This window comes from Arthrobacter sp. YAF16 (genome assembly GCF_052113385.1).
Taxonomy (GTDB): Bacteria; Actinomycetota; Actinomycetes; order Actinomycetales; family Micrococcaceae; genus Arthrobacter.
Genome location: NZ_JBFRDC010000001.1, coordinates 745,858 through 769,381, shown reverse-complemented (window position 1 = coordinate 769,381; position 23,524 = coordinate 745,858). Strand labels below are relative to the sequence as shown.

Sequence of the window (23,524 nt, the reverse complement as noted above, 5' to 3'; positions counted from 1 at the left end):
GCACACCACCACTGAAATTCCGCAGATTCCGCACCCAGGCTGCCGCGAGGCGGCCGTCCAATGAAAGGAATGTCATGATGGCATTTTTGACCCGAAGGAAATCCCTTCTGGTGGCCGCATCCGCAGCTCTGGCGCTGAGCCTGAGCGCCTGCGGCGGCAGCTCCTCCACGACGAACCCGCCCGTAGCCGAGAAGCCGAGCTTCGCCGCCGACAGCACCATGGCAAAGCTTTCTTCTGCCGGCAAGATCACCATCGGCACCAAGTTCGACCAGCCGCTGTTCGGCCAGAAGGGCCTCGACGGCAAGCCTGTCGGTTTCGACGTTGAGATCGGCAAGCTGATCGCCGCGAAGCTGGGCATCCCCGCCGACAAGATCGAGTGGGTCGAGACTGTTTCCGCCAACCGCGAGCAGTTCATCAAGCAGGGCAAGGTCGACATCATCGTCGCCACCTACACGATCAACGACAAGCGCAAGACCGAAGTCGACTTCGCCGGCCCGTACTACGAGGCTGGCCAGGCCCTCATGGTGAACAAGGACAACAACTCCATCACCAAGCCCGAGGACGTCAAGGGCAAGAAGGTCTGCTCCGTGACCGGTTCCACCCCTGCCTCCACCATCGTGGAGAAGTACGGAGCAATCCTGGTCCCGGCCGCTACCTACTCGGCCTGCCTTGAGCCGCTGCGCAACAAGCAGGTTGAAGCCGTCACCACCGACAACGTCATCCTCGCCGGATTCGTCAACAAGGAGCCGGACGCCTTCAAGCTGGCCTCGGACGAGACCTTCACCAAGGAGCCTTACGGCATTGGCCTGAAGAAGGACGACAAGGTCTTCCGCAACTGGATCAACGACCAGCTGGAAGCCTTCGACAAGGATGGCTCCTACAAGAAGGCCTGGGAAGCCACCGCGGGCTCCGTCATCAAGACGGCCCCGAAGCTCCCCGCCATCAACCGCTACTAAAGCCGGATGTGGCGGCCGCCGGAAACCGCGGCACTCGCGGCCCGGCGGCCGCCACAGCCCCGCTAACGCTTGAATCCCCTCAACGCAGCTGAAGGAACCTATGGACGTCATCATTGAGAGCCTGCCCCAATACTGGGACGGCTTTCTCAGAACCCTCTTCCTGGCAGTGGTCTCGGGAATCATCGCCCTTGTCTTCGGTACCCTGCTCGCAGCGGCCCGGGTCTCCCCCATCGCCGCGCTGCGCGGCTTCAGCATGGCCTACGTGGAGATCGTCCGGAACACCCCGCTGACCATCGCCTTCTTCTTCGCCGCCGTGGTGCTGCCCCGCCTGGGTGTCACGTTCCAGCAGTTCGAAGTCGCCGCCATCATCGCCCTGAGCGCCTACACCTCGGCCTTCATCGCCGAGGCCGTCCGCTCCGGCGTCAACAGCGTTCCCGTGGGCCAGGCCGAGGCCGCCCGCAGCATCGGCATGAAGTTCAGCCAGGTGCTCTCCCTGATCATCCTGCCGCAGGCCCTGCGCACGGTGATCCCGCCCTTGATCAATATCCTGATCGCCCTGGTGAAGAACTCCTCCGTGGCCGGCGCGTTCTATGTGCTGGAGCTCTTCGGCTACGGCAAGCAGCTTGCCAACGACCACGGCGATGCCGTCATGTGGGTCCTGGTGGGCGTCGCGTTCTTCTACCTGCTGATAACCGTCCCGCTTGGCTACCTCGCCAACGTGGTTGAACGAAAGGTGGCGATCGCACGATGACCTCAGTTCTCTACGACGTCCCGGGTCCCAAGGCCCGCCGCGTTTCCCTGATCGGTTCGGTCATCGGCGTCATTGTGATCGGCGCGCTCCTGGTCCTGGCCGTAATGACCCTGGCCCAGCAGGGCATCTTCGAAGGCCAGCGGTGGGCCATCTTCGGCCAGGCCGACGTTTGGACGCTGATCGCCAACGGCATCGGCGCCACGCTGAGCGCCGCCGCGGTCTCGGCCGTGATCGCCTTCCCCCTGGGCCTGCTGCTGTGCCTGATGCGGATCTCCGACGTCGCCTGGATCCGTGTCCCCACCCGCATCGTCCTGGAGTTCCTCCGCGGCATGCCGGTGGTCCTGATGATGCTGTTCGTGTTGCTCGTCTTTGCCACCAGCTCCTTCATCGCCGTCGTGGCCGGCCTGGTCCTCTACAACTCGGCCATCTTCGCCGAAATCATCCGGGCCGGCATCCAGTCGCTGCCCAAGGGCCAGCGGGAAGCCGGCCTCGCTATCGGCCTGACCAGCTTCCAGTCCCGGCTGACCATCGAGCTGCCCCAGGCCATCCGCCGCATGCTCCCCTCGCTCGTGGCGCAGCTGGTTGTCCTGCTCAAGGACACCTCGCTCGGATACATCGTGGCCTACGGCGAGCTGCTCCGCGCGGTGCAGGTCATGGCGGACTTCCTGGGTCCGCAGTTCCTCTTCCCGGTGTTCTTCGTGGCCGCCGCGATCTACATCGCGATCAACCTGGCGGTCTCCCGCATCGCCATCTGGATCGAGAAGCGCGGTTCCAAGAAGGCCGCCGGCGGCATGGCCCACGTCCCGGTCGCCGGAGTCGCACCGGCCAAGTAGCCGGTACCAGCCGCCAGTACAAACGCAGGAGGTCCGGAACCCAGTCGGGTTCCGGACCTTCTGCCTTTTTCCCGGACGGGCCAGCGGCGAATTGGTCCCGGCCGGCTAGACTCCCAGCCAGCTCCGCAGCGCCCGCAGGCACTCGCGGATCGCGTCGGCGTCGACGTGCTCGTCGTCCTTGTGCGCCAGCAGCGCATCACCCGGCCCGAAGTTCACGGCGGGGACGCCGAGCTCGCTGAAACGCGCGACGTCGGTCCAGCCGTACTTCGGCTTCGGCTCCGCGCCGACGGCGGCGACGAAGGACGCGGCGGCGGGGTGGTTCAGGCCGGGCCGGGCCCCGTTCGCTCCGTCGGTGCGGACCAGGTCGAAGCCGGCGAGCAGTTCGCGGACGTGCTCCTCGGCCTGCTGCATGGATTTGTCCGGGGCGAAGCGGTAGTTGATCTCCACCACGCAGCGGTCCGGAATGACGTTGCCGGCCGTCCCGCCGTTGACCCGCACGGCGTTGAGGCTCTCCCGGTAGTCCAGTCCGTCCACGGTGACGGTCTGCGGCTGGTAGGCGGCCAGCCTGGCCAGGATCGGGGCCGCAGCGTGGATGGCGTTGCTGCCCATCCAGGCCCGCGCCGAGTGGGCCGCCTCACCGAGGGTGGTCGCCTCGAAACGGATGGTGCCGTTGCAGCCGCCCTCGACGGTCCCGTCGGTCGGTTCCAGCAGGATCGCAAAGTCGCCCTCGAGCAGGCCGCCGTGGTTCCTGACCAGCCGGCCGAGGCCGCTCTTGACCCCCTCGACTTCCTCGTGGTCATAGAAGACGAAGGTGACGTCCTTATCCGGTGCCGCGCCGCCGTCGAACAGGCCCGCTGCCAGCGCGAGCTGCACCGCGACGCCGCTCTTCATGTCGGTGGCGCCGCGCCCGTACAGGACGCCCTCCCCCGGCGCCCCTGAGGGCCAGTAGGAGGGGACGGTGCCCAGCGCGCCCTCGGTGGTCGGCAGCGGGACCGTGTCCAGGTGTCCGGCGAGAATGACGCGCTCCGCCCTGCCCAGGTTGGTGCGGGCGATCATCGCGTCGCCGTCGCGGGTCAGCTCCAGCTGCGGGATGGCGCGGAGGGCATGCTCCACGGCGTCAGCCAGGCGGCGTTCCTCTCCGGAGACGCTGAAAATGTCGATGATGTCCGCGGTCAGCAGGGCAACGTCCTGGCGCAGGTCCAGGCGGGCGGGGGCAGTATGATCAGTCACCGTTCCACTGTATCTGCCCGCCCCCGTCACCGGTTTCGGGGAGCGCGGGGGCCGTCTATAGACTTGACGCATGACTGAAACCGCTTCTGCTGCTGTGCCCTACAACTCCCGCTCCGCCTACGGTTACGGGCTCGCTACCATCGCCACCCGCAACGGCACGGCCACGGTGCTGGACGTCTGGTTCCCGGCGCCGGCGCTCGGAACCGCTGCAGAGAACCTGCGCGACGTCGCGAACGCGGACCAGTCACTGCTCGACATCGCCGCACACGGCGCCGACGCGGACCGTGGCACCGAACAAAAGGTCGTTTTCGCGCAGATCCACCTTGACGAGGCGCCTGCCGACACCGCCGACGCGTACCTGCGCCTGCACCTGCTCTCCCACCGTCTGGTGCGGCCGAACAGCATCAACCTGGACGGCGTTTTCGGCAAGCTGCCCAACGTCGTGTGGACCAACTTCGGCCCGGCCGCCGTCGAGGACTTCGAACTGACCCGGGCGCGGCTGCGCAAGCGCGGCGCGGTGACCGTCTACGGCGTGGACAAGTTCCCCCGGATGGTCGACTACGTCATCCCCTCGGGTGTGCGGATCGCCGATGCCGACCGGGTCCGCCTCGGCGCGCACCTGGCCGAGGGCACCACCGTCATGCACGAGGGTTTCGTAAACTTCAACGCCGGCACGCTCGGAACATCCATGGTCGAGGGCCGCATCTCCGCCGGCGTGGTGGCCGGCGACGGCTCCGACGTCGGCGGCGGGGCCTCCATCATGGGCACCCTCTCCGGCGGCGGCAAGGAGAAGATCTCCCTTGGGGAACGGGTCTTGCTCGGCGCCAACTCCGGCGTGGGCATCAGCATCGGCGACGACTCCGTCGTCGAGGCCGGCCTCTACGTCACGGCCGGAACCCGGGTGCGGGTGATCGGGCCGAAGGACGCCGACGGCGAGGACACCAGCCGGATCGTCAAGGCCGTCGAACTCTCCGGCGTCCCGAACCTGCTCTTCCGCCGCAACTCCTCCAGCGGCGAGGTGGAAGTACTGCCGCGCAAGGGCCAGACTGTCGAGCTCAATGAGGCCCTGCACGCCAACTAGGCGGCTGCCGCCAACCAACCGCCTGAAGAACAAACCGGCTGAAGAACAACTGGCTGAAGGACTAACTAGCCCGTCAGGGCTTGAGGGAGTAGTTACGTGGCACGCAGAGGTGGCTGGCGCCGTCGGATCGTGCTGTTGCTGACCCTGGCCATGGTGGCGGGTGCCATCTACACGGCGGTGGGATTCCTGCAGCGCTCCGAAACGCTGATCACGGAGCGCTGCACCGCGGTGGGCGCAGGCGGCGAAGATCTTGCCACCGACCAGGCCGCCAATGCCGCCCTGATCAGCGCCATTGCGGTCCGGCGCGGGCTGCCGGCACGCGCAGCCAGCATCGCCCTGGCCACCTCCATGCAGGAATCGAAGCTGCGCAACATCGGCCACGGCGACCAGGCCGGCCCGGATTCCCGAGGGCTGTTCCAGCAACGGCCGTCGCAGGGCTGGGGCACCGAGCAGCAGGTGATGGACCCGTACCACGCCACAAACGCCTTCTACGATGCGCTGGTGAAGATCCCGGGCTACGAATCGCTTCCCATCACGGAGGCCGCGCAGCGGGTCCAGCGTTCAGCGTACCCGGGCGCCTATGCCCAGCATGAGCCGATGGCCCGGGCCTTCGCCTCGGCGCTGACCGGGTACACCCCGCAGGGCGTCGATTGCTCGCTGCGCAAGCCGGATACCGCCGGGGCCGCCGGGCAGGTCCGCCAGCGCCTGCTGGCTGCTTTCGGGAGCATCCCGGCGACGGCGGCCGGCCGGACGCTGACCATCCAGGTCCAGGGCAGCGAGGCGTGGGCGGTGGCGCAGTGGGCGGTGGCCAACGCCAAGGCCTTGTCCGTCACGGAGGTGCGGCTGGACGGGCAGGGCTGGACCAGGGTGTCCCACAAGGGCTGGGAAACCGCAGAAGGGCCTGAGGGGCAGGTCACCATCACGGTTGCCGACAAACCCGCGTCGTAGCTGCCGGGCCCGCTCAGACCAGCAGTTCGACGACCGGCTGGACGTAGCTGCGGAAGAGTTCCGGTTCGGACAGCAGGGCCGAGCTCATGATGATCTTGTCCGGCTCCAGGTACCAGGCCCGGGGCTCGGCGAGCGGAAGCTCGATGATGGTCAGTTCGAAGTCGCGCGCGGCCCGGCCGACTTCCAGCAGCCGGTCATCGACCATGTCGGCGAGCACCTGGTTGGCCCCGCTGGCGTCCCGCTCGGCTTCGAGGGCAAGATACTCCCCGCGGCGTTCCCGGGCCCAGCTGAGGGCGGCGCCGAAGTGGGCCTGCAGCACGCGCCGGAGGGCAGGCGAGTTGCCGAAGGCCCGGAAGCCAGGCGGACCAAGCTCGGGCTCCATCTCCGGGTGGGCCTTCAGGATCTGCGCCCACCAGGCTTCCCACTCGGTCTTGAGGGCCGGCATGCCACCGACCTCGTCGATCAGGTGCGTATGGTCGGAGGAACGGATCTTCGGTGCCACGTGGGAGAGTGCGGGGTGGCCCGCGGTGTCCAGGCCGGCCGCGTCGCGGACGTAAAGCGCTATGAGCATGGGACCTGAGGTGTCCATGGTGATTCGCCAGCCGGGACCGCCTGTGTGGTGCATCCGATTGCCTCCCTTGGCATGACGTACTTATCCAGTCTATTCCTGAAGGTAGCGCACGTTAATGGCTGGCAGCGCGGCGGTCCAGGCTCGCCAGATGGGCTTCCAGTACATCGTGGCACATTTGCGCCGTCATCCATTCCGGCTGCAGCAAAGCGTGCATGGTAAGTCCGTCCAGGGTCGCCAGCAGCCGCTCGGCCTCGGTGACGAGCCGCTGCTGCCCCGGCACCTCCGTGCCGTCTGTGCCGTCGACGGCGGCCGTGCCGTCGGCCGCGGCCAGGTCCATCATCAACCGGCCCACGACGGCTGCCACCGTGCGGTGGCTGCGGTCGGCTTCCGCGGCGAGGAATGGCTTGGTCCGGGCCGCGTTCTTGAAGGCCATCCAGACGCAGGCATCCACGGCCCGCTCCTCATCCAGCGGCAGCAGTTCCCCCAGCAGGGTTAACACGCCTCGCCGGTGCTCGGCCGAGCCAGGGGCGGTTTCCGCCAGCCGGTCCTCGGCGGCGTCGAGCCGGCCGGCGATGCGGTCCACCACGACGCCGAAGGAGTGCGCCAGGAGTTCGTCGCTGCTGGCAAAGTAGTGCCGCACCGAGCCCACCGCCAGATCGGCTTCGTCCGCTACTTCGCGGAGGGAGGCCCGTTCCAGCCCGTCCGCCGCGACGATCCTGAAGACGGCTTCGACAACTTCCTGGCGCCGCAATGCAGCGTCGACAAATTTGGGCATTGCTCCTTTTTAGCACGGATGTGCGCCCACCCGGGTTGCCCACGCCGGTCACACCCGCAACTCCAGCACCATTCACTCCAGTACTACGGACCCTCATGCTTGAGGTGCGCGGCCGGCGTCGTTAGCGGCTTCTAGCCTAGACCGAAGGGTAGTTCCGTTCCGGCTCTCCCGTGTAGAGCTGGCGCGGGCGGCCGATCTTGGTGTTCGGGTCGCTGATCATTTCACGCCACTGGGCAATCCAGCCCGGCAGGCGGCCGATCGCGAACAGCACGGTGAACATCTTCTCCGGGAAGCCCATGGCCTTGTAGATCAGGCCGGTGTAGAAGTCCACGTTCGGGTAGAGCTTGCGCTCGATGAAGTAGTCATCCTGCAGCGCCTTCTCTTCGAGGCGGAGCGCGATCTCCAGCAGCTCGTCGTTGCCGCCGAGCTTGCTGAGGATCTCGTGGGCGGTGGCCTTGACGATCTTGGCGCGCGGGTCGTAGTTCTTGTAGACCCGGTGCCCGAAGCCCATCAGGCGGACGCCGTCTTCCTTGTTCTTGACCTTCTCCATGTAGTCCTCGGGCTTGATGCCGTCGGCCTGGATCTGGCGGAGCATCTTGAGTACGGCCTCGTTGGCGCCGCCATGGGCGGGGCCGAAGAGCGCGTTGATGCCGGCGGAGACGGAGGCGAAGAGGTTGGCGTTGGAGGAGCCGACCAGGCGGACCGTGGAGGTGGAGCAGTTCTGCTCGTGGTCCGCGTGCAGGATCAGCAGCAGGTCCAGTGCCTTGGCGACCACCGGGTCCACCTCGTACTGCTCGGCCGGGAGGCCGAAGCTCAGGCGCAGGAAGTTCTCCACGAGGTTGTGGGAGTTGTCCGGGTACAGCATGGGCTGGCCGACGGACTTCTTCAGGGCATAGGCAGCGATGACCGGCATCTTGGCCAGCAGCCGGTAGGTGGAAACCTCAACCTGCTCGGCGTTGAACGGGTCCAGCGAGTCCTGGTAGAAGGTGGACAGGGCGGACACGGCGGAGGACAGCACCGGCATCGGGTGGGCGTCGCGCGGGAAGCCGCTGAAGAAGCCCTTGAGCTCCTCGTGCAGCAGGGTGTGGTGGCGGATCCGCTGGTCGAACGCTTCCAGCTCGGCCGGCGTCGGCAGGTTGCCGTAGATCAGCAGGTAGGAAACTTCCAGGAAGCTGGAGTGCTGGGCGAGCTGCTCGATCGGGTAGCCCCGGTAGCGCAGGATGCCGGCGTCACCGTCAATGTAGGTGATGGCCGAGGTGGTGGCCGCGGTGTTCATGAAACCGGGGTCGAAGGCAACGGCGCCGGTCTGCTTCAGCAGCTTGGAAACGTCGTAGCCTTCGTTTCCTTCAACAACCTTGATGCGCGGGAGCTCGAGCTCGCCGCCCGCGTGACGCAGGGTTGCGCTGGTGGTCTCAGTCATGGATTCTCCTCATGAGGCGTCTGGGCCCCTGTTGAAAGCTTGATCCAACATCTGGTGAAGCCGCCCACGGAACCTGTATCTGGACACGGATTCCAACGGCTGCGCTGCCTTCTTGTGGAAAGCCACCATTGATAGTCAGTTAAAAACTACCGTCAGTTCGCGGGTGGCACTAATCCGAGGCGATTCCAAGGCGACCAAATCCCGCATCTTGTGGCCCTCCTCACAGCATTGTTACGGTCCCGTAGCCAGCCGCTCGACGGCGGCGTCGATCCGCTCGTCACTGGCAGTGAGCGCCACCCGGATGAAGCCGTTGCCGGCGTCCCCGTAGAAGACACCGGGACCGACGACGATTCCACGGTCGGCGAGCCTGCCCACGGTGTCCCAGGTCGCCTCGCCCGCCGTGGCCCAGAGGTACAGTCCGGCGCGGGATTCACGGATGTCCAGCCCGAAACGCTCCAGTGCCGGGACGATCCGTTCGCGCCGGCCGCGGTACAGGTCCTTTTGCGCCGCCACGTGGGCGTCGTCGCCGAGGGCCACCCGCATGGCCTCCTGGACCGGGTACGGCACGATCATGCCCGCGTGTTTGCGGCTGTTCACCAGGTTGGCCATGATGGCGCCGTCGCCGGCCACGAAAGCGGCGCGATAGCCGGCGAGGTTGGACTGCTTGCTCAGCGAGTAGACCGCCAGAAGTCCCTCATGGGAGTCCCCGGCCACCCGGGGGTCAAGGATGCTGGGGACCGGCTCGCCGCCGCGCTGGACGTCCCATTCGCCCCAGCCAAGTTCGGCGTAGCACTCGTCGGAGGCGACCACGGCACCAAGTTCCCGCGCCTGGCCGACGATCCGCTGCAGCGACGCGACGTCACGCACGCTGCCGGTTGGATTGGCCGGGGAGTTAATCCAGACGAGCCGGACGCGCGAGCGGGTGTCGGCGTCGAGTTCGTCGAGGTCGTCCGCGGCCACGTGCTCGGCGCCGGCGAAGGTGGCCCCGATGTCGTAGGTGGGGTACGCGACGGTCGGGCGGACCACGACGTCGCCGGCCCTGAGTCCGAGCAGGAACGGCAGCCAGGCCACGAGCTCCTTGGACCCGACGGTGGGCATCACGTTCTGCGGGTCCAGTCCGGGGACGCCGCGGCGCCGGTCGAACCAGGCAGCGATCGCTTCCCGGAGCGCCTGGGTGCCGTGCACCGTCGGGTAGCCGGGCGCATTGGCCGCCGCCCGGAGCGCCTCCTGCACCAGGGCCGGCGTGTCATCCACCGGGGTGCCGATCGAGAGGTTGGCTACGCCCCCCCGGTGCGCCGCGGCCCGCGCGAGATACGGGGCCATGGCTTCCCACGGGTAGTCGGGCAGGCTGAGGCCGAAGCTGCGCACCGCAGAAGTCACCGGAGCGCCGTCCTAGTTGTCTTGGTTCTGCGGGGGCAGGGCGGCGATCATCGGGTGGTCCGTGTGGGTGTTGCCGATCTTGGCGGCGCCACCCGGCGAACCGAGCACGTCGAAGAACTCAACGTTGGCCTTGTAGTAGTCGGCCCACTCCTCGGGGGTGTCGTCCTCGTAGTAGATGGCTTCGACGGGGCAGACCGGCTCGCAGGCACCGCAGTCCACGCACTCGTCCGGGTGGATGTACAGGGAGCGCTCACCCTCGTAGATGCAATCGACGGGGCACTCTTCAATACATGCCTTATCTTTGACATCTACACACGGCTGCGCGATTACGTACGTCACGTCCCTGGCCTCTCCACGTTGGTTCCGGCGTCCCGCCGGATCTTGCTCCCGGCCTGAGCGCCGGGCTACTGACTTCCGAGCCTATTATCTCCCAGTCTGATCCCGCGAACCTAGCCGGGCGTCACAGAGCCCGCGCGTCCTACTATGAACGGGTGAGTTCACCGATCCCCCAGCCGCAGCAGTTCCTCTCCGACGCACCCCTGGGCACCCGCGTGGTGGTGCGGTACCGGATCGAGGGAGGCCTCACGGACGCGATCGGCGACCTCGTGGGGAAGGCCGACGGCGGCTGCACCGTCCGCACCCGGCGCGCCGACGTCGTCATCCCGCTCCGGCTCGTCGTGGCGGCCAAGGAAGTGCCGCCCGCCCCGGCCCGCCGGCCCCGGGGACACGCCCAACCGTAGCCCCGGCCGCCGGACATGCCCACCCCCTGCCCGCCCCGCCGGACATGCCCACCGCCTGCACTGAGCAATGGACATAACACGTATACGTCCATCCCTGACGGGAAGCGGGGAGCATGCCCGTTGCGAGCCCACCCGGCCCCCGCGGAACATGCCCACCCCTAGCTTCGCGCAATGGACATACTGCCCATGTGTCCAGCCTTGGCCGGGAGCGGGGAGCGCGCTCATTCTCCGCGGTCGCCGACGGACATGTCCTCGCCTAGAGCCGAGCAATGGACACATTGTCCATATGTCCATTGCCGGCCGCGCGCACGGAGCATGTCCGTCCCGCGCCCGACCGAGCGCGGAACATGTCCATCGACGATGCTGCAACGCGGACAAGTCCAGTGCCGACAGGGGGTGCACACATCCTGCGAGCTGCTTTGCTCGGCCCGGACGACCGGCGTCAAGCGGCCGCTGAGAGCCGGTTCAACGCCTCACGGACCATGGCTATAAATTCCTGAGGACGATATTTGAGCAGAGGGTAGGTCACGACCAGGGTGGGTACGCCCAACCGGACAGTGACATTCCACCGCCGTCGGTCTTCTTCGAAACTTGCGCGGTCCATGTGAAACCCGGCACCGTCGGTCTCAATCCCGAGCCGGCCGTCCACCATGAGGTCCAGGTGGCCCATTCCGGGGATGTTCACCTGCGACTCAACATGAAAGCCCGCCCGTCGCAGGAGGAACCGCGCCATGCACTCGATGACCGACTGCGACTGCGGAACGATAGCCGCAGCAATTCTGCGCTCCCGGGCGTCGCTTCGGCCGGCCAGCCGCTGTCGGAGCGCTGACAGCGGAAGGCCCTTGAGGACGACGGCGGATTCGGCGAGTGCCAGGCCCTCCAGTTCCGGCAGGCAGCGCAGGCTTTGGACCACGGTGTCCAGCAGTGTCGGCGGTGCCGCAGACCGGTGGCAGACAAAGCCCGGGTAACTGCGGCTGTGGGGCAGCGCTACATGCGGCTGCTTGGGCGCTTCGAGCACCCAAAGTCCACTAAAGTGCGCGGCACTGACACAGGCGGGCTCGGCGGGCAGGGAACGGATGGCGACCAGTTGCGGATCCGCGCCCGGTATTGCGTATACCCCGCGGGCGACTCGGGCGACACTTCCGTTGGCGAGAGCGGCGTTGAGCTGGAAGCTGGATATTCCGGCCGCCGCGAGATGCTTGGCGCGGGCCACGCCGTCGTGCTTGGACATGACTTCACTGACTTTGACCATGGGCCCATGATCTCTATGCCGGCCGCCCCGGAGCAGCCCCTTCTTCCGGTATGTGCACAAGTGCATGTCCATGGGTAGGCGCCGCCGTTGGGCATGTACACCGGCGGGATCGGGACATGTCCGTTTGGCAGGTCCCGGGACTGGGCATGTCCATTGCTCAGAACGGGACATGTCCGCTGCCGGGCCCGAGCGGTGGACATAGTGCGAATATGTCCACCCCAGCGGCCGAAGGATGGGCATGTCCCAAGGGGGCAGGTGCGGAGGATGGGCATGTCCACCCCGGGGAGCGGAGGATGGGCATGTCCCCCGTGGGTCCGGCTCCGCTACCCCGCGTGCCGTGCGTAGCGGCGGCACCAGACGAGCATGGCCACTGTGACCGCGCCCGCGCCGAAGATCCAGAGATTCCCGGCGAGGTCCCCGATGATCAGACGCTTGCCTACCTCGAGGGTGGACCACCAGCCTGTCAGCGCGTAGCATCCCGCGCCGCAGACCGCCGTCGGGACGAGGGAACGGAAGGCGGTCCCGAGCAGCAGCTCCACGGACGCCAGCAGGACCAGCGCGGCGACAGCGCCCCAGGGAAGGTCGACGCCGGCCACTGCCAGATGCTGCCGGTGCAGCGCGGTGCCAGCCAGGGCAACAAAAAGAGCTGCCGGAAGGGCGGCGGCAATACCGCCTGCCCTTCCGGCAGCTCTCTTAGTCACGTCTCAGCCGAAGCCGGTAGACCGGGATTAGACCTTGGCGCGGGCGCGGTTGGACTTGGCCCGCTCGTTGGTGTCGAGGATGACCTTGCGGATGCGGATCGACTCCGGGGTGACCTCGACGCACTCGTCTTCGCGGGCGAATTCGAGGGACTCTTCGAGGGTCAGGTCGCGCGGCGGCGTCAGGTTCTCGAAGGTGTCCGAGGAAGCGGCACGCATGTTGGTGAGCTTCTTTTCCTTGGTGATGTTGACGTCCATGTCATCGGCGCGGGAGTTCTCGCCGACGATCATGCCCTCATAGACCTCGGAGGTGGGCTTGACGAAGAAGGAGCCACGCTCCTGCAGGTTGATCATGGCGAACGGGGTCACAACACCGGCGCGGTCGGCGATCATCGAACCGTTGGTGCGGTACTCGATCGGGCCGGCCCACGGCTCGTAGCCTTCGGAGATGGAGGCGGCGATGCCGGCGCCACGGGTGTCCGTGAGGAACTTGGTGCGGAAGCCGATCAGGCCACGGGCCGGAACGATGAATTCCATGCGGCACCAGCCGGTGCCGTGGTTGGCCATGTTGGTCATGCGGCCCTTGCGGGCTGCCATGAGCTGGGTGACGGCGCCGAGGTACTCTTCCGGCACGTCGATGGTCATGTGCTCCATCGGCTCGTGGATCTTGCCGTCGATGGTCTTGGTGACAACCTGCGGCTTGCCCACAGTCAGCTCGAAGCCTTCGCGGCGCATCTGCTCGACCAGGATGGCCAGCGCGAGCTCGCCACGGCCCTGGACTTCCCAGGCATCCGGACGCTCGGTGGGGAGCACCTTGATCGAGACGTTACCGATCAGTTCCTTATCGAGGCGATCCTTGACCTGACGTGCGGTGACCTTCGCGCCCTTGACCTTGCCGGCCAGCGGCGAGGTGTTGATACCGATGGTCATGGAGATGGCGGGGTCATCCACCGTGATCAGCGGCAGCGGCTGCGGGTTCTCGGCGTCGGTCAGGGTCTCACCGATGGTGATTTCCTCGATGCCGGCGACGGCGACAATCTCGCCCGGGCCCGCGGACTCGGCCGGGACGCGGTCCAGTGCCTTGGTGGCGAGCAACTCGGTGATCTTGACGTTCTTCAGCTCACCGTTGGCGCGAGCCCAGGCCACGGTCTGGCCCTTGCGCAGGGTGCCGTTATAGATACGCAGCAGGGCGAGGCGGCCAAGGAACGGGGAGGCGTCAAGGTTGGTGACGTGCGCCTGCAGCACACCGTTCGGGTTGTAGGTCGGCGCCGGGATGTGGTCGATGATGGTCTGGAACAGCGGCTCCAGGTCCTCGTTCTCCGGAGCGGTGCCGTCAGCGGGCTGCTCGAGCGAAGCGCGGCCGACCTTGGCGGCGGCGTAGACGACCGGAACGTTGAGGATCTTGTCCAGGTCCAGGTCCGGAACTTCGTCGGCGAGGTCGGAGGCCAGGCCAAGGAGCAGGTCCATGGACTCGTGGACGACTTCCTCGATCCGGGCGTCGGGGCGGTCGGTCTTGTTGACCAACAGGATCACCGGGAGGTGCGCGGCGAGGGCCTTGCGCAGCACGAAGCGGGTCTGGGGCAGTGGGCCCTCAGAGGCGTCGACGAGGAGGACGACGCCGTCGACCATCGACAGGCCGCGCTCGACCTCACCGCCGAAGTCGGCGTGGCCGGGGGTGTCGATCACGTTGATCGTGATGGTCTCACCGTGCGAGGACGGACCGTTGTAGGCCACCGTGGTGTTCTTGGCCAGGATGGTGATGCCCTTTTCGCGTTCCAGGTCACCGGAGTCCATGACACGGTCTTCGAGGTGGTTGTGCTCGGCAAAGGAGTTGGTCTGCTTGAGCATGGCGTCGACCAGAGTGGTCTTGCCGTGGTCAACGTGGGCCACGATCGCGACGTTGCGCAGGTCACTGCGCGATGCAGTGGCTACCGCAGTGTTGGTGGTGGTTTCAGACATGCGTTATTGCTCGATTCAGTGGTGAAGTCAGCTGTTGTATCGCGACATTTCCAACCGGAACGCACGACAGGTACGGCCCTTTGACACAGGGCGCCTTCATCCATTCTAGACGCTAGGGCATTTATTGGCCTAAAATCCCAAAGCGCCCCTCCCCCGGCCTGTTACCGAATCGTGAGTCCCCCACGCTGTCAGGTGACCAAAGTCACTGGTATTCGGGCCGGGCATGCCGCATTATTGCTGGAGTAACTACGAACGCGGGGGAAGTCCGACATGCCAAGCGTCCAGAGGATGGCCCGTATCATCCCGCCATTTCTCGCCGCAGCCCTCTTCCTTGGCGGCTGTGCCCCGGCGCCCGACGCAGCCGAGTTGCCCAAAACCTCAGACCGCGTGAAGGAGCTTCCGGTGGCCGCGGCGGCCGGCCCGGGACAGCCCGCGGCAGCAGGTTCCGTCCGCAAGAAGACCGCAGCGGTGAATCCGGACAGCCTGCCCCCGGGCTCGGTCTACCGGAACCCTGCGAACGGCAGGGACGAAGTCATCGTCGAGGACATTTCGAGCACCGCCGTATTGATCGGCGATTCCCAGTCCGAGCCTTCGGAGAGCTGGCCCCGGCTTGCCCTCGGGAACCTCGGCTACGACGTGGTGTTCGGCGGCGGAAGCGGCACCGGGTTCGTGGCCGGCAACGGCACCCGCGGAAACTACATCGACGGCCTCGAGAACGGGGACTGGCGCCTGCCCTACGGCGCGCCACCGCTGGTCGTCATCGAAGGCGGCGGAAACGACGCCGCCAGAGGCGCCTCAAATGTCGACATTGCTGAGCACGCCGAGCGCCTGATCCAGGCCATCGAGGACCGCTACCCCGCCGCCGAGGTGGTGCTGGTCGGGACCCTGGCGCGGGGCGCCCAGGCCGGCGGCGGGCGCCGGACACAGGTGGACACCCTGCTGGGCGCGGTTGCCAAGGAGTACGGTCTCTCCTTCGTCAGCGTCGGCGACTGGCTGACCCGTTACGGTCTCGCCCGGTACCTGGCTGACGACCGCCACCTGAATGCAGAAGGGCACAGGCTCGCGGGGGCCCTGCTAACCAAGCGGCTTGAGGCCCTCGACCTGTAAGGACTGACACGGGCCCACGCCGGCTAGGACCGTCAGCCACCAACCAGAAAACAACCAAGAAACAACCAGCCAACGCAAGAGCCGGCGCCCACCCTGGGGTGGACGCCGGCTCTTGTGTTTTAAGGCTTGCTCTTGCCGCAGCCTATGGCTAGGCCGTTGCCACCTCGGGGGGCAGCATGAGCTTGGCGCCGGGAATCGCGTTGAGCAGGGCCTTGGTGTAGTCCTGCTGCGGCGAGTCGAACACGTCGTCGGTGGAACCGGTTTCGACCAGCTTGCCCTTCTCCATCACGCACACGTGGTCGGCGATCTGCCGGACCACCGCAAGGTCATGGGTGATGAACAGGTAGGTCAGGCCCAGCCGGGACTGCAGGTCTGCAAGCAGGTTCAACACCTGCGCCTGCACCAGCACGTCGAGCGCCGAAACGGCCTCGTCGCAGATGATCACCTCGGGGTCGAGGGCCAGGGCGCGTGCGATTGCCACGCGCTGGCGCTGGCCGCCGGAGAGCTCGTTCGGGTACCGCTGCATGGTGGACTGCGGCAGCGCCACCTGGTCCAGCAGTTCCCGGACCTTCTTCTCGCGGCTGGCCTTGTCCCCGATCTTGTGGGTCCGCAGCGGTTCCTCGATGGTCCGGAAGATGTTGTACATCGGATCGAGGGAACCGTAGGGGTCCTGGAAGATCGGCTGCACGCGGCGGCGGAAGGCGAAGATCTCCTTGCTGTTCAGCGTGGAGGTGTCGACGCCGTCGAACACGATCTTGCCCGAGGTGGGCTGCAGCAGGTTCAGCACCATCTGCGCCACCGTGGACTTGCCGGAACCCGACTCCCCCACGATCGCCGTCGTGGTTCCGCGCTTGACGCTGAAGGAGACGTCGTCCACCGCGGTGAAGTCGGTGGCCCGGCCGAAGCCGGAGCGCAGCTTGAAAACCTTGCTCAGGTTCTCAATCTGGAGCACCTCGTCGGGCATGCTCGACGCGACGACGACGTCCTCGGCCGGCGCCAGCAGATCCTCCGATTCGACGCCCAGTTCCTTGGCGGCCTGGATGCGCCGTGACGCCAGCGACGGCGCCGAGGCGACCAGCCGCTGGGTATACGGGTGCTGCGGGTTCTGCAGCAGCTCCAGCGAGGGACCGGATTCAACGACCTGCCCGCGGTACATCACCACGACCTTGTCGGCACGTTCGGCAGCCAGGCCCAGATCGTGCGTGATCAGCAGGACGGCCGTTCCGAGTTCGGTGGTCATCTTGTCCAGGTGGTCCAGGATCTGGCGCTGCACGGTCACATCCAGGGCCGACGTCGGCTCATCGGCGATGAGCAGGCGCGGCTGGCAGGACAGGCCGATGGCGATCAGGGCACGCTGGCGCATGCCGCCGGAGAATTCGTGCGGATACTGGTTGGCGCGGCGCGCAGCATCCGGCAGGCCGGCCTCGGAAAGCACCTTCGCGACGTCGTCCGGGCCGCTGGGCAGCCCGTTCGCCTTCAGTGTTTCCCGGACCTGGTAACCGATTTTCCAGACCGGGTTGAGGTTGGACATCGGATCCTGCGGCACCATGCCGATGCTGTTGCCGCGCAGCTCGATCATGCGCTTCTCCGAGGCGTGGGCGATGTCCTCGCCGTCGAAGATGACTTGTCCGGCAGCCACCCGGCCGTTGCCCGGAAGCAGGCCGATGGCGGCCAGCGCCGTCGTCGACTTGCCGGAACCGGATTCGCCGACGATCGCGACGGTTTCGCCGGGCATCACGGTGAGGTGGGCGTTGCGGACGGCGTTGACCTCGCCGTTGCTGGTGGTGAAGCTGATTGCCAGGTCCTTGATTTCAAGGAGCGGGCGCCCGGCCGCCGCGCCGGCTTCGTGGATTTCGACAGAGGCGTTCATGGCGTCCCCTTTCATCGCTTGCGCGCTTTGGGATCGAGCGCATCACGCAGGGCGTCGCCCAGCATGATGAAGCTCAGGACGGTGATGGACAGCGCGATAGCCGGCCAGAGCAGCGGCATCGGGTTGGACCGCAGGGACGCCTGCGCTGCCTGGATGTCATTGCCCCAGGACATGACGCTCGGCGGGAGGCCGATGCCGAGGAACGACAGGGTGGATTCCGCGACGATGAAGGTGCCCAGCGAAATGGTGGCCACGACGATGATCGGCGCGAGCGAGTTCGGCATGACATGGCGCATCAGCGCGCCGAACTTGGAGACACCCAGGGAACGGGCGGCAGTCACGAAGTCAGCGTTGCGGACCTCGATGACGGCGCCGCGGGTGATGCGCGCGATCTGCGGCCAGCCGAAGGTGACCAGGATCAGCACGAGCGTCCAGGCCGTGCGGTTGGCACGGAACACCGGCAGCTGCATCATCACAATGGCGCCGAGGATCAGCGGCAGGGCGAAGAAGATGTCGTTGATGCGGGCCAGGATGGAGTCCACCCAGCCCCCGTAGTAGCCGGCGAGGGCCCCCATGATGCCGCCGATGAGGAGGACGCCGAGGGTGGTGAAGAGGCCCACGGTCACCGAAGAGCGCGTGCCGAAAATGACGCGCGCATACACGTCGCAGCCTTGCTGGGTGAAGCCCAGCGGGTGCCCGGCCGCCGGTCCGGCGTCGGAATTGGCCAGCTGGCATGCCTCGGAGGCCGGATCAATACCGGAAAAGAGCGAGGGGAAGAGTGACACGGCGACGACGACGAGGATCAGGAACGCGGAGATCAGGAAGAGCGGCTGCCTGCGCAGGTTCTTCCAGGCCTCGCCCCAAAGGCTCAGCGGGGCCTGGTCTTCCTTGACCTTGTCGGTTGCCTGCAGCGGTGTTTCGGCAAAGTCGGCGACGAAGTGTTCGACGTGCCGCTTCGCCGGCGCCGCAGGGCGCAGGTCTGGGGTCATGTTCTCAGGCGTCATAGCGGATCCTTGGGTCAAGCCAGGCGTACAGCAGGTCTACAAGCAGGTTGGACACGACGTAGATCAACACGAGCACCGTGACGATCGAGACGACCGTGGGGCCCTCACCCTGCGTAACGGCGCGGTAGAGCCGGTTGCCGACACCGGGGACGTTGAAGATGCCTTCGGTGACGATGGCTCCGCCCATCAGGGCGCCCAGGTCGGCGCCGAGGAAGGTGATCACCGGGATCAGCGAGTTGCGCAGAATGTGCACGCGGACCACACGGAAGCGGGACAGGCCCTTAGCCGTGGCGGTGCGCACATAGTCGGCATTCATGTTTTCGATGACGGATGTCCGGGTGAGGCGCAGGACGTAGGCGAATGAGCCGAGGCCGAGGACGATCGCCGGCAGGATCAGGTCCTGCACCGTGGCGGCCGAGCTGACGGTGGGCTTGGCCCAGCCGAGCTGGACGCCGATGGTGAACTGCAGCAGGAAGCCGAGCACGAAGATCGGGATGCCGATCACGATCAGGGAGGCGATCAGGACCGTTGCGTCGAAGAACTTGCCCTTCCGGAGGCCGGCGATCAGACCGAAGATGATGCCGAAGACGGCTTCGAAGATCAGCGCCATGACGGCCAGCCGGGCCGTGACCGGGAAGACCTCGCCCAGCACGGCGGCGATCGGGCGGCCGGAGAAGTCCTGGCCAAGGTCGAAGGTGAAGATCCCCTTGAGATACAGCAGGTATTGGATCCAGAACGGCTGGTCCAGGTGGTACTGCTCGCGGAGCTGGGCCGCGACGGCCTGGTTGACCGGCTTGTCGCCGAAGAGTGCCACGATAGGGTCGCCAGGCAGGCTGAAGACCAGGAAGTAGACAAGCAGCGTGGCGCCCAGGAAGACCGGGATCAGCTGCAGGAAACGCTTAAGGATGTAGGTCGCCATCAGCGAAGGACACCCCCGTCAGCAGGCATCCTGTCCAAGGATGCGGCGGAGTTGTTCATCAAAGAACCTTTTCACTATGGGTGCAGCCGTCGCCGGTGCGGTCACGGCGGGCCGGCTGCGAAGACACCGGCCGAAGGCTGGTGCTTAGAAATTGGGGTGGAAGCAAAACAACGGCGGAGGCCCCAATCCAGGCAGCCCCCGCCGTTGTTCAGTTGTTACTTGCCAGTGATGTTGTAGTACAGCGGGACGCCGTCCCAGCCGTAGTCAACGTTGGTGACCTTGTCGCTCCAGCCGCCCTGGGCAACCTGGTACCACAGGGGGATGGCCGGAAGGTCGGTCAGGAGGGTTTCCTGGGCCTTGTTCATGGCCTTGTTGCCTTCGCTGACCGAGGAAGCGGCGAGACCTTCAGAGATGGCCTTGTCGAACTCCTTGTTGGCGTAGCGGGCGTCGTTCGAGCCTGCACCGGTCTTGTAGATCGGTCCGAGGAAGTTGTACAGCGACGGGTAGTCGGCCTGCCAGCCGGCGCGGATCGCACCGGTCAGCGTGCCTGCGGTGGCGTCGTTGCGGGCTTCCTTGAAGGTCGCGTACGGCTTGCCCTCAACCTTGATACCCAGGGTGTTCTTGAGCTGGTTCACAACAGCCTCGACCCATGCCTTGTGGCCGCCCTTGTCGGCGTTGTAGGCGATGGTGAAGGTCTTGTTGGCGTCCCACTTCTGGATGGCGTCAGCCTTGGCCCAAGCGGCCTTGGCCTTGTCGGCGTCGAACTTCAGGTTCTCGGAACCCGGGATCGAGTCGCTGTAACCGTCCAGGACGGGGGCGGTGAAGTCCTTGGCGGGCTGGCGTGCGCCGCTGAAGATGACCTTGGTGATTTCATCGCGGTTGATGGCCATGGAGATGGCCTGGCGGCGAAGCTTGCCGGCTTCCCCGCTCCACTCCGGCAGGTATTCCGGAATCGCGATGGTCTGGTTGCCGGCGTACGGCTTGTTGATGGTGCGGTCGCCCAGGTCGGTCTTGAAGTTCTTCAAGGCGCTCGTGGGGATGGTCTGCAGGATGTCCAGGTTGTTGGACAGCAGGTCCTGGTACGCGGCGTCGTCGTTCTGGAAGATCTTGAACGTCACGCCGGCGTTCTTGGCCTTGCGGGGGCCGTTGTAGTCCGGGTTCGGGACGAGCTGGATCTGCACGTTGTGCTGCCAGCCGCCGTCGGCCAGCTTGTACGGGCCGTTGCCGACCGGCTTCTCGCCGAAGCCCTTCGGGTCCTTCAGCGCACCGGAGGGAACCGGAACGAAGGCGGTGTAGCCGAGGCGCAGCGGCCAGTCGGATTCCGGCTGCTTGAGTTCGACGGTGAAGGTCTGGTCGTCGACGACCTTCAGGCCGGACATGGTCTCGACCTTGGAGCCTTCGGCGCTGGCCTCGTCGTAACCCTTGATGCTTTCGAAGAAGGCGCCGCTGAGCTGGGCGTTCTTAGCGGCCGCACCGAAGTTCCAGGAGTCGACGAACGACTTGGCGGTGATGGCCTCGCCGTTCGTGAACTTCTGGTCCTTCTTGATCTTGATGGTGAAGTGCTGGCCGTCCTTGCCTTCGATGGACTCGGCCAGTTCGTTCACGGGCTTGCCGCTGGGGTCATAGCTGACCAGGCCGGCGAAGATCATGTCGATGACCTTGCCGCCGCCAACTTCGTTGGTGTCGGCCGGCATCAGCGGGCGCTGCGGCTCCGAGCCGTCGGCGATGATGACCTTGCTGGCGTTGCCGCCGGTGCTGCCGCCGGCGGTGTTAGAACCGCCGCCGCCGCAACCGGTCAGGGCCAAAGCGGCGATAGCCACCATGCCCAGTGCTTTGGAAGTGCGCGAAAAACGCATTCCGCCTCCTAAGAGTTGTGGGAGTTCGTGCGGGAGAGACTTGTGCTTCCCGGCAGGCCCGGGCACAGAGATATCCTGTGACGTGGCCTACATATGGAAGTAGCCTAACCGCAAAAAGTCCGAATGGTGGAACTCCGTTGCCAAACCGTGACTCGACAACGTCGTGACGGCTAGCGTCAATCGCAACGTATTTCAAGTCACACATTACTGGCTGGTACCATTCGCTCCCGGCGGCTCCTGGTTATGGCCCGTTAACCGAAAATCTCCCGCGGAACCCCTTAGCTGGCGCCCGAGAGCAGCTGGGCGCGCAGCTCCCGCCGCTCCCGCTGCTTCTCCGGATCCGGCAGCGGCACAGCGGCCAGGAGCCGCTGGGTGTAGGCCTCCTGAGGGTTCCGGAGGATCTGGTCGCGGGTGCCCTGTTCGACGATCCGTCCGCGCTGCATCACGCAGATCCTGTCGGCCAGGACGTCGACGACGGCCAGGTCGTGAGTGACGAACAGGCAGGCGAAGCCAAGTTCCTTCTGCAGGTTCTGGAAGAGTTCGAGCACCTTGGCCTGGACGGACACGTCAAGGGCCGAGGTAGGTTCGTCGGCCACCATCAGCTTCGGCTTCAGCGACAGGGCCCGGGCGATGCCCACGCGCTGCTTCTGGCCGCCGGAGAGCTCGTGCGGGTACCGGTTGCGGTAGTCGCGCGGCAGTTCCACCTGGTCCAGCAGCGCCTCGATCCGGGACTGCAGCGCGGCGCCCTTGGCGACGCCGGCGAGGAACATCGGTTCGCCGATGCTTTCGCCGATGGGCAGCCGCGGGTTCAGCGAGGATGACGGGTCTTGGAAGACCATGCCGACGTGCCGGCGCATTTCGTGCAGCTGGCGGCCGTTCTTCTTGGCGGCGGAGATGTCCTGCCCCACGACCTTCATGGTGCCCGCCGCCACGGGGAGCAGGCCGACGGCGGCACGCCCGATCGTTGTCTTGCCGGATCCGGACTCCCCCACCAGGCCGACCACCTGGCCGGGGTAGATCGCGAGGTTGGCGCCCTCGACGGCGCGGAAGGCCGGCACGCGCCCCTGCTTGGGGTACTCGATGGCGACGTCGGTGAGTTCCAGCACCGGTTCGCCCTGCGGCTTCACCGTCTCGGCGGCGGACAGCGCGGCGGCGTTTTCGCGCTCGCGGCGGAGCAGCTCCGAACGCGGGACCGCCTCAAGGTCGGCGTGCGTCGCCGCCGCGAGGGCCGCGGTCACGTCAACCTCGTCGTCGCTCGCCGCACCGCCCTGCCCGAGGTGCGGGACGGCGGCCAGGAGGGCCTTGGTGTACTCATGCTGCGGGTTGTGGAAGATCTGCTCCGCGGTGCCGGTCTCGACGATCAGCCCCCGGCGCATGACGGCGATCCGGTCCGCGAGGTCCGCCACGACGCCCATGTCGTGGGTGATCAGCACAATCGCACTGTCCAGCTTGTTGCGCAGGTTGCGCATGAGGTCCAGGATTTCCGCCTGGACGGTGACGTCCAGCGCGGTGGTGGGCTCGTCCGCGATCAGCAGCTTCGGGTCGCAGGAGAGCGACTGGGCGATCATGGCGCGCTGCCGCTGACCGCCGGAGAGCTGGTGCGGGTAGGACTTGAAGGCCTTTTCCGGGTCCGGCAGCTCCACGAGGTCGAGCATCCGCAGGGCACGCTCCTTTGCCTGGTCGGGCGAGACCTCATTGTGCAGCCGGATGGTCTCCACGATCTGCGCGCCCACGGTGTACACCGGGTTCAGGGCCGTCATGGGCTCCTGGAAGATGACTGCGACATCCTTGCCGCGGACCGCGCGGATGTTGGCCTCGTTCCCGCCGAGCAATTCCTTGCCGCCAAGTTTCACGCTGCCGCTGACCCGGCTGTTGCTCGGTAGCAGTCCCAGCAGTGCCATCGAGCTGGCGCTCTTGCCGGAGCCGGACTCCCCCACGATCGCCAGGACCTCACCGGCCCGAACCTCGTAGTTCAAGCCGATCGCCGCGGGAACCCACTTCTTGTCCACGCCGAAGTCGACGCTGAGGTCCCGGACCTCCAGGACGGTGTCACCTTTTCCGGGCGCGGGAGCCGGGGCGGGATCCAGGGTGATGAAGTCAGTCATGATGGGTTTTTCCTTCCACCCGAGCCGCCGTCGCACCGGTGATTAGTGCTGGAACTCGGAATACTGAAT

The 23,524-nt window shown here is 66.3% G+C and carries 21 protein-coding genes; 7 read left to right on the top strand and 14 right to left on the bottom strand.

What is annotated here, in order from left to right; genetic code table 11:
• The first annotated feature begins 74 nt into the window (after window positions 1–74).
• The 3 genes from AB4Y91_RS03675 (at window position 75) to AB4Y91_RS03665 (ending at window position 2,540) form a co-directional block, all read left to right on the top strand.
• Entirely contained in the window at window positions 75–956 is an 882-nt protein-coding gene (locus AB4Y91_RS03675) for a glutamate ABC transporter substrate-binding protein (protein WP_441417175.1), read from the top strand.
• 100 nt (window positions 957–1,056) lie between these two features.
• On the top strand, window positions 1,057–1,707 hold the full coding sequence (locus AB4Y91_RS03670) for an amino acid ABC transporter permease (protein ID WP_441417174.1): 651 nt from the start codon (window positions 1,057–1,059) through the stop codon (window positions 1,705–1,707).
• Window positions 1,704–2,540, top strand: a complete 837-nt coding sequence (locus AB4Y91_RS03665) for an amino acid ABC transporter permease (RefSeq protein WP_441417173.1) — start codon at window positions 1,704–1,706, stop codon at window positions 2,538–2,540. Before AB4Y91_RS03670 ends, AB4Y91_RS03665 begins: the two co-directional genes overlap by 4 nt.
• A 105-nt stretch (window positions 2,541–2,645) precedes the next feature.
• Here the strand turns inward: AB4Y91_RS03665 and dapE are convergent, their stop codons facing one another.
• Entirely contained in the window at window positions 2,646–3,770 is a 1,125-nt protein-coding gene (gene dapE, locus AB4Y91_RS03660; protein ID WP_441417172.1) for a succinyl-diaminopimelate desuccinylase, read from the bottom strand.
• Window positions 3,771–3,840: 70 nt separating this feature from the next.
• Here dapE and dapD point away from each other — a divergent pair, with 70 nt between their 5' ends.
• A complete protein-coding gene (gene dapD, locus AB4Y91_RS03655) occupies window positions 3,841–4,851 on the top strand; it encodes a 2,3,4,5-tetrahydropyridine-2,6-dicarboxylate N-succinyltransferase (protein ID WP_441417171.1) in 1,011 nt (336 codons plus the stop codon).
• 96 nt (window positions 4,852–4,947) lie between these two features.
• The gene (locus AB4Y91_RS03650) at window positions 4,948–5,799 is read left to right on the top strand and encodes a hypothetical protein (RefSeq protein WP_441417170.1); all 852 of its coding nucleotides are present in this window, start codon (window positions 4,948–4,950) and stop codon (window positions 5,797–5,799) included.
• Between the two features lie 13 nt (window positions 5,800–5,812).
• On the opposite strand, the gene AB4Y91_RS03645 is transcribed toward AB4Y91_RS03650, so the two are convergent.
• From AB4Y91_RS03645 to fdxA, 5 genes are all read right to left on the bottom strand, one after another.
• On the bottom strand, window positions 5,813–6,424 hold the full coding sequence (locus AB4Y91_RS03645) for a hypothetical protein (RefSeq protein WP_441417169.1): 612 nt from the start codon (window positions 6,422–6,424) through the stop codon (window positions 5,813–5,815).
• A 58-nt stretch (window positions 6,425–6,482) separates the two neighbouring features.
• Window positions 6,483–7,145 (bottom strand): TetR/AcrR family transcriptional regulator, encoded by a 663-nt coding sequence (locus AB4Y91_RS03640; protein WP_441417168.1) that lies wholly within the window; start codon window positions 7,143–7,145, stop codon window positions 6,483–6,485.
• A 136-nt stretch (window positions 7,146–7,281) separates the two neighbouring features.
• Window positions 7,282–8,565, bottom strand: coding sequence for a citrate synthase (locus AB4Y91_RS03635; protein WP_307034993.1), 1,284 nt, complete (start codon window positions 8,563–8,565; stop codon window positions 7,282–7,284).
• A gap of 231 nt (window positions 8,566–8,796) precedes the next feature.
• Window positions 8,797–9,945, bottom strand: coding sequence for a succinyldiaminopimelate transaminase (gene dapC, locus AB4Y91_RS03630; RefSeq protein WP_441417167.1), 1,149 nt, complete (start codon window positions 9,943–9,945; stop codon window positions 8,797–8,799).
• A 12-nt stretch (window positions 9,946–9,957) separates the two neighbouring features.
• A complete protein-coding gene (gene fdxA / locus AB4Y91_RS03625; RefSeq protein ID WP_056737938.1) occupies window positions 9,958–10,284 on the bottom strand; it encodes a ferredoxin in 327 nt (108 codons plus the stop codon).
• A 152-nt stretch (window positions 10,285–10,436) separates the two neighbouring features.
• Between fdxA and AB4Y91_RS03620 the strand changes: the two genes are divergently transcribed.
• A complete protein-coding gene (locus AB4Y91_RS03620; RefSeq protein WP_441417166.1) occupies window positions 10,437–10,685 on the top strand; it encodes a putative acetyltransferase in 249 nt (82 codons plus the stop codon).
• Window positions 10,686–11,127: 442 nt separating this feature from the next.
• Here the strand turns inward: AB4Y91_RS03620 and AB4Y91_RS03615 are convergent, their stop codons facing one another.
• The 3 genes from AB4Y91_RS03615 to typA form a co-directional block, all read right to left on the bottom strand.
• Window positions 11,128–11,937, bottom strand: a complete 810-nt coding sequence (locus AB4Y91_RS03615) for a type IV toxin-antitoxin system AbiEi family antitoxin domain-containing protein (protein WP_441417165.1) — start codon at window positions 11,935–11,937, stop codon at window positions 11,128–11,130.
• A gap of 323 nt (window positions 11,938–12,260) precedes the next feature.
• On the bottom strand, window positions 12,261–12,638 hold the full coding sequence (locus tag AB4Y91_RS03610) for a hypothetical protein (RefSeq protein ID WP_441417164.1): 378 nt from the start codon (window positions 12,636–12,638) through the stop codon (window positions 12,261–12,263).
• Between the two features lie 27 nt (window positions 12,639–12,665).
• Entirely contained in the window at window positions 12,666–14,594 is a 1,929-nt protein-coding gene (gene typA / locus AB4Y91_RS03605) for a translational GTPase TypA (protein ID WP_441417163.1), read from the bottom strand.
• A gap of 288 nt (window positions 14,595–14,882) precedes the next feature.
• Between typA and AB4Y91_RS03600 the strand changes: the two genes are divergently transcribed.
• On the top strand, window positions 14,883–15,701 hold the full coding sequence (locus AB4Y91_RS03600; protein ID WP_441417162.1) for an SGNH/GDSL hydrolase family protein: 819 nt from the start codon (window positions 14,883–14,885) through the stop codon (window positions 15,699–15,701).
• Window positions 15,702–15,849: 148 nt separating this feature from the next.
• Here the strand turns inward: AB4Y91_RS03600 and AB4Y91_RS03595 are convergent, their stop codons facing one another.
• The 5 genes from AB4Y91_RS03595 to AB4Y91_RS03575 form a co-directional block, all read right to left on the bottom strand.
• Window positions 15,850–17,571 carry an ABC transporter ATP-binding protein gene (locus AB4Y91_RS03595; RefSeq protein WP_441417161.1) on the bottom strand — a complete coding sequence of 574 codons (1,722 nt, stop codon included), beginning with the start codon at window positions 17,569–17,571 and terminating at the stop codon, window positions 15,850–15,852.
• Between the two features lie 11 nt (window positions 17,572–17,582).
• Window positions 17,583–18,575 (bottom strand): ABC transporter permease, encoded by a 993-nt coding sequence (locus AB4Y91_RS03590; RefSeq protein WP_441417160.1) that lies wholly within the window; start codon window positions 18,573–18,575, stop codon window positions 17,583–17,585.
• A complete protein-coding gene (locus tag AB4Y91_RS03585; protein ID WP_441417159.1) occupies window positions 18,565–19,494 on the bottom strand; it encodes an ABC transporter permease in 930 nt (309 codons plus the stop codon). The genes AB4Y91_RS03590 and AB4Y91_RS03585 overlap by 11 nt, the downstream gene beginning before the upstream one ends.
• Before the next feature lie 215 nt (window positions 19,495–19,709).
• Entirely contained in the window at window positions 19,710–21,350 is a 1,641-nt protein-coding gene (locus AB4Y91_RS03580; RefSeq protein ID WP_441417158.1) for a peptide ABC transporter substrate-binding protein, read from the bottom strand.
• Between the two features lie 278 nt (window positions 21,351–21,628).
• Window positions 21,629–23,455 (bottom strand): ABC transporter ATP-binding protein, encoded by a 1,827-nt coding sequence (locus AB4Y91_RS03575; RefSeq protein ID WP_441417157.1) that lies wholly within the window; start codon window positions 23,453–23,455, stop codon window positions 21,629–21,631.
• Window positions 23,456–23,524 lie beyond the last annotated feature (69 nt).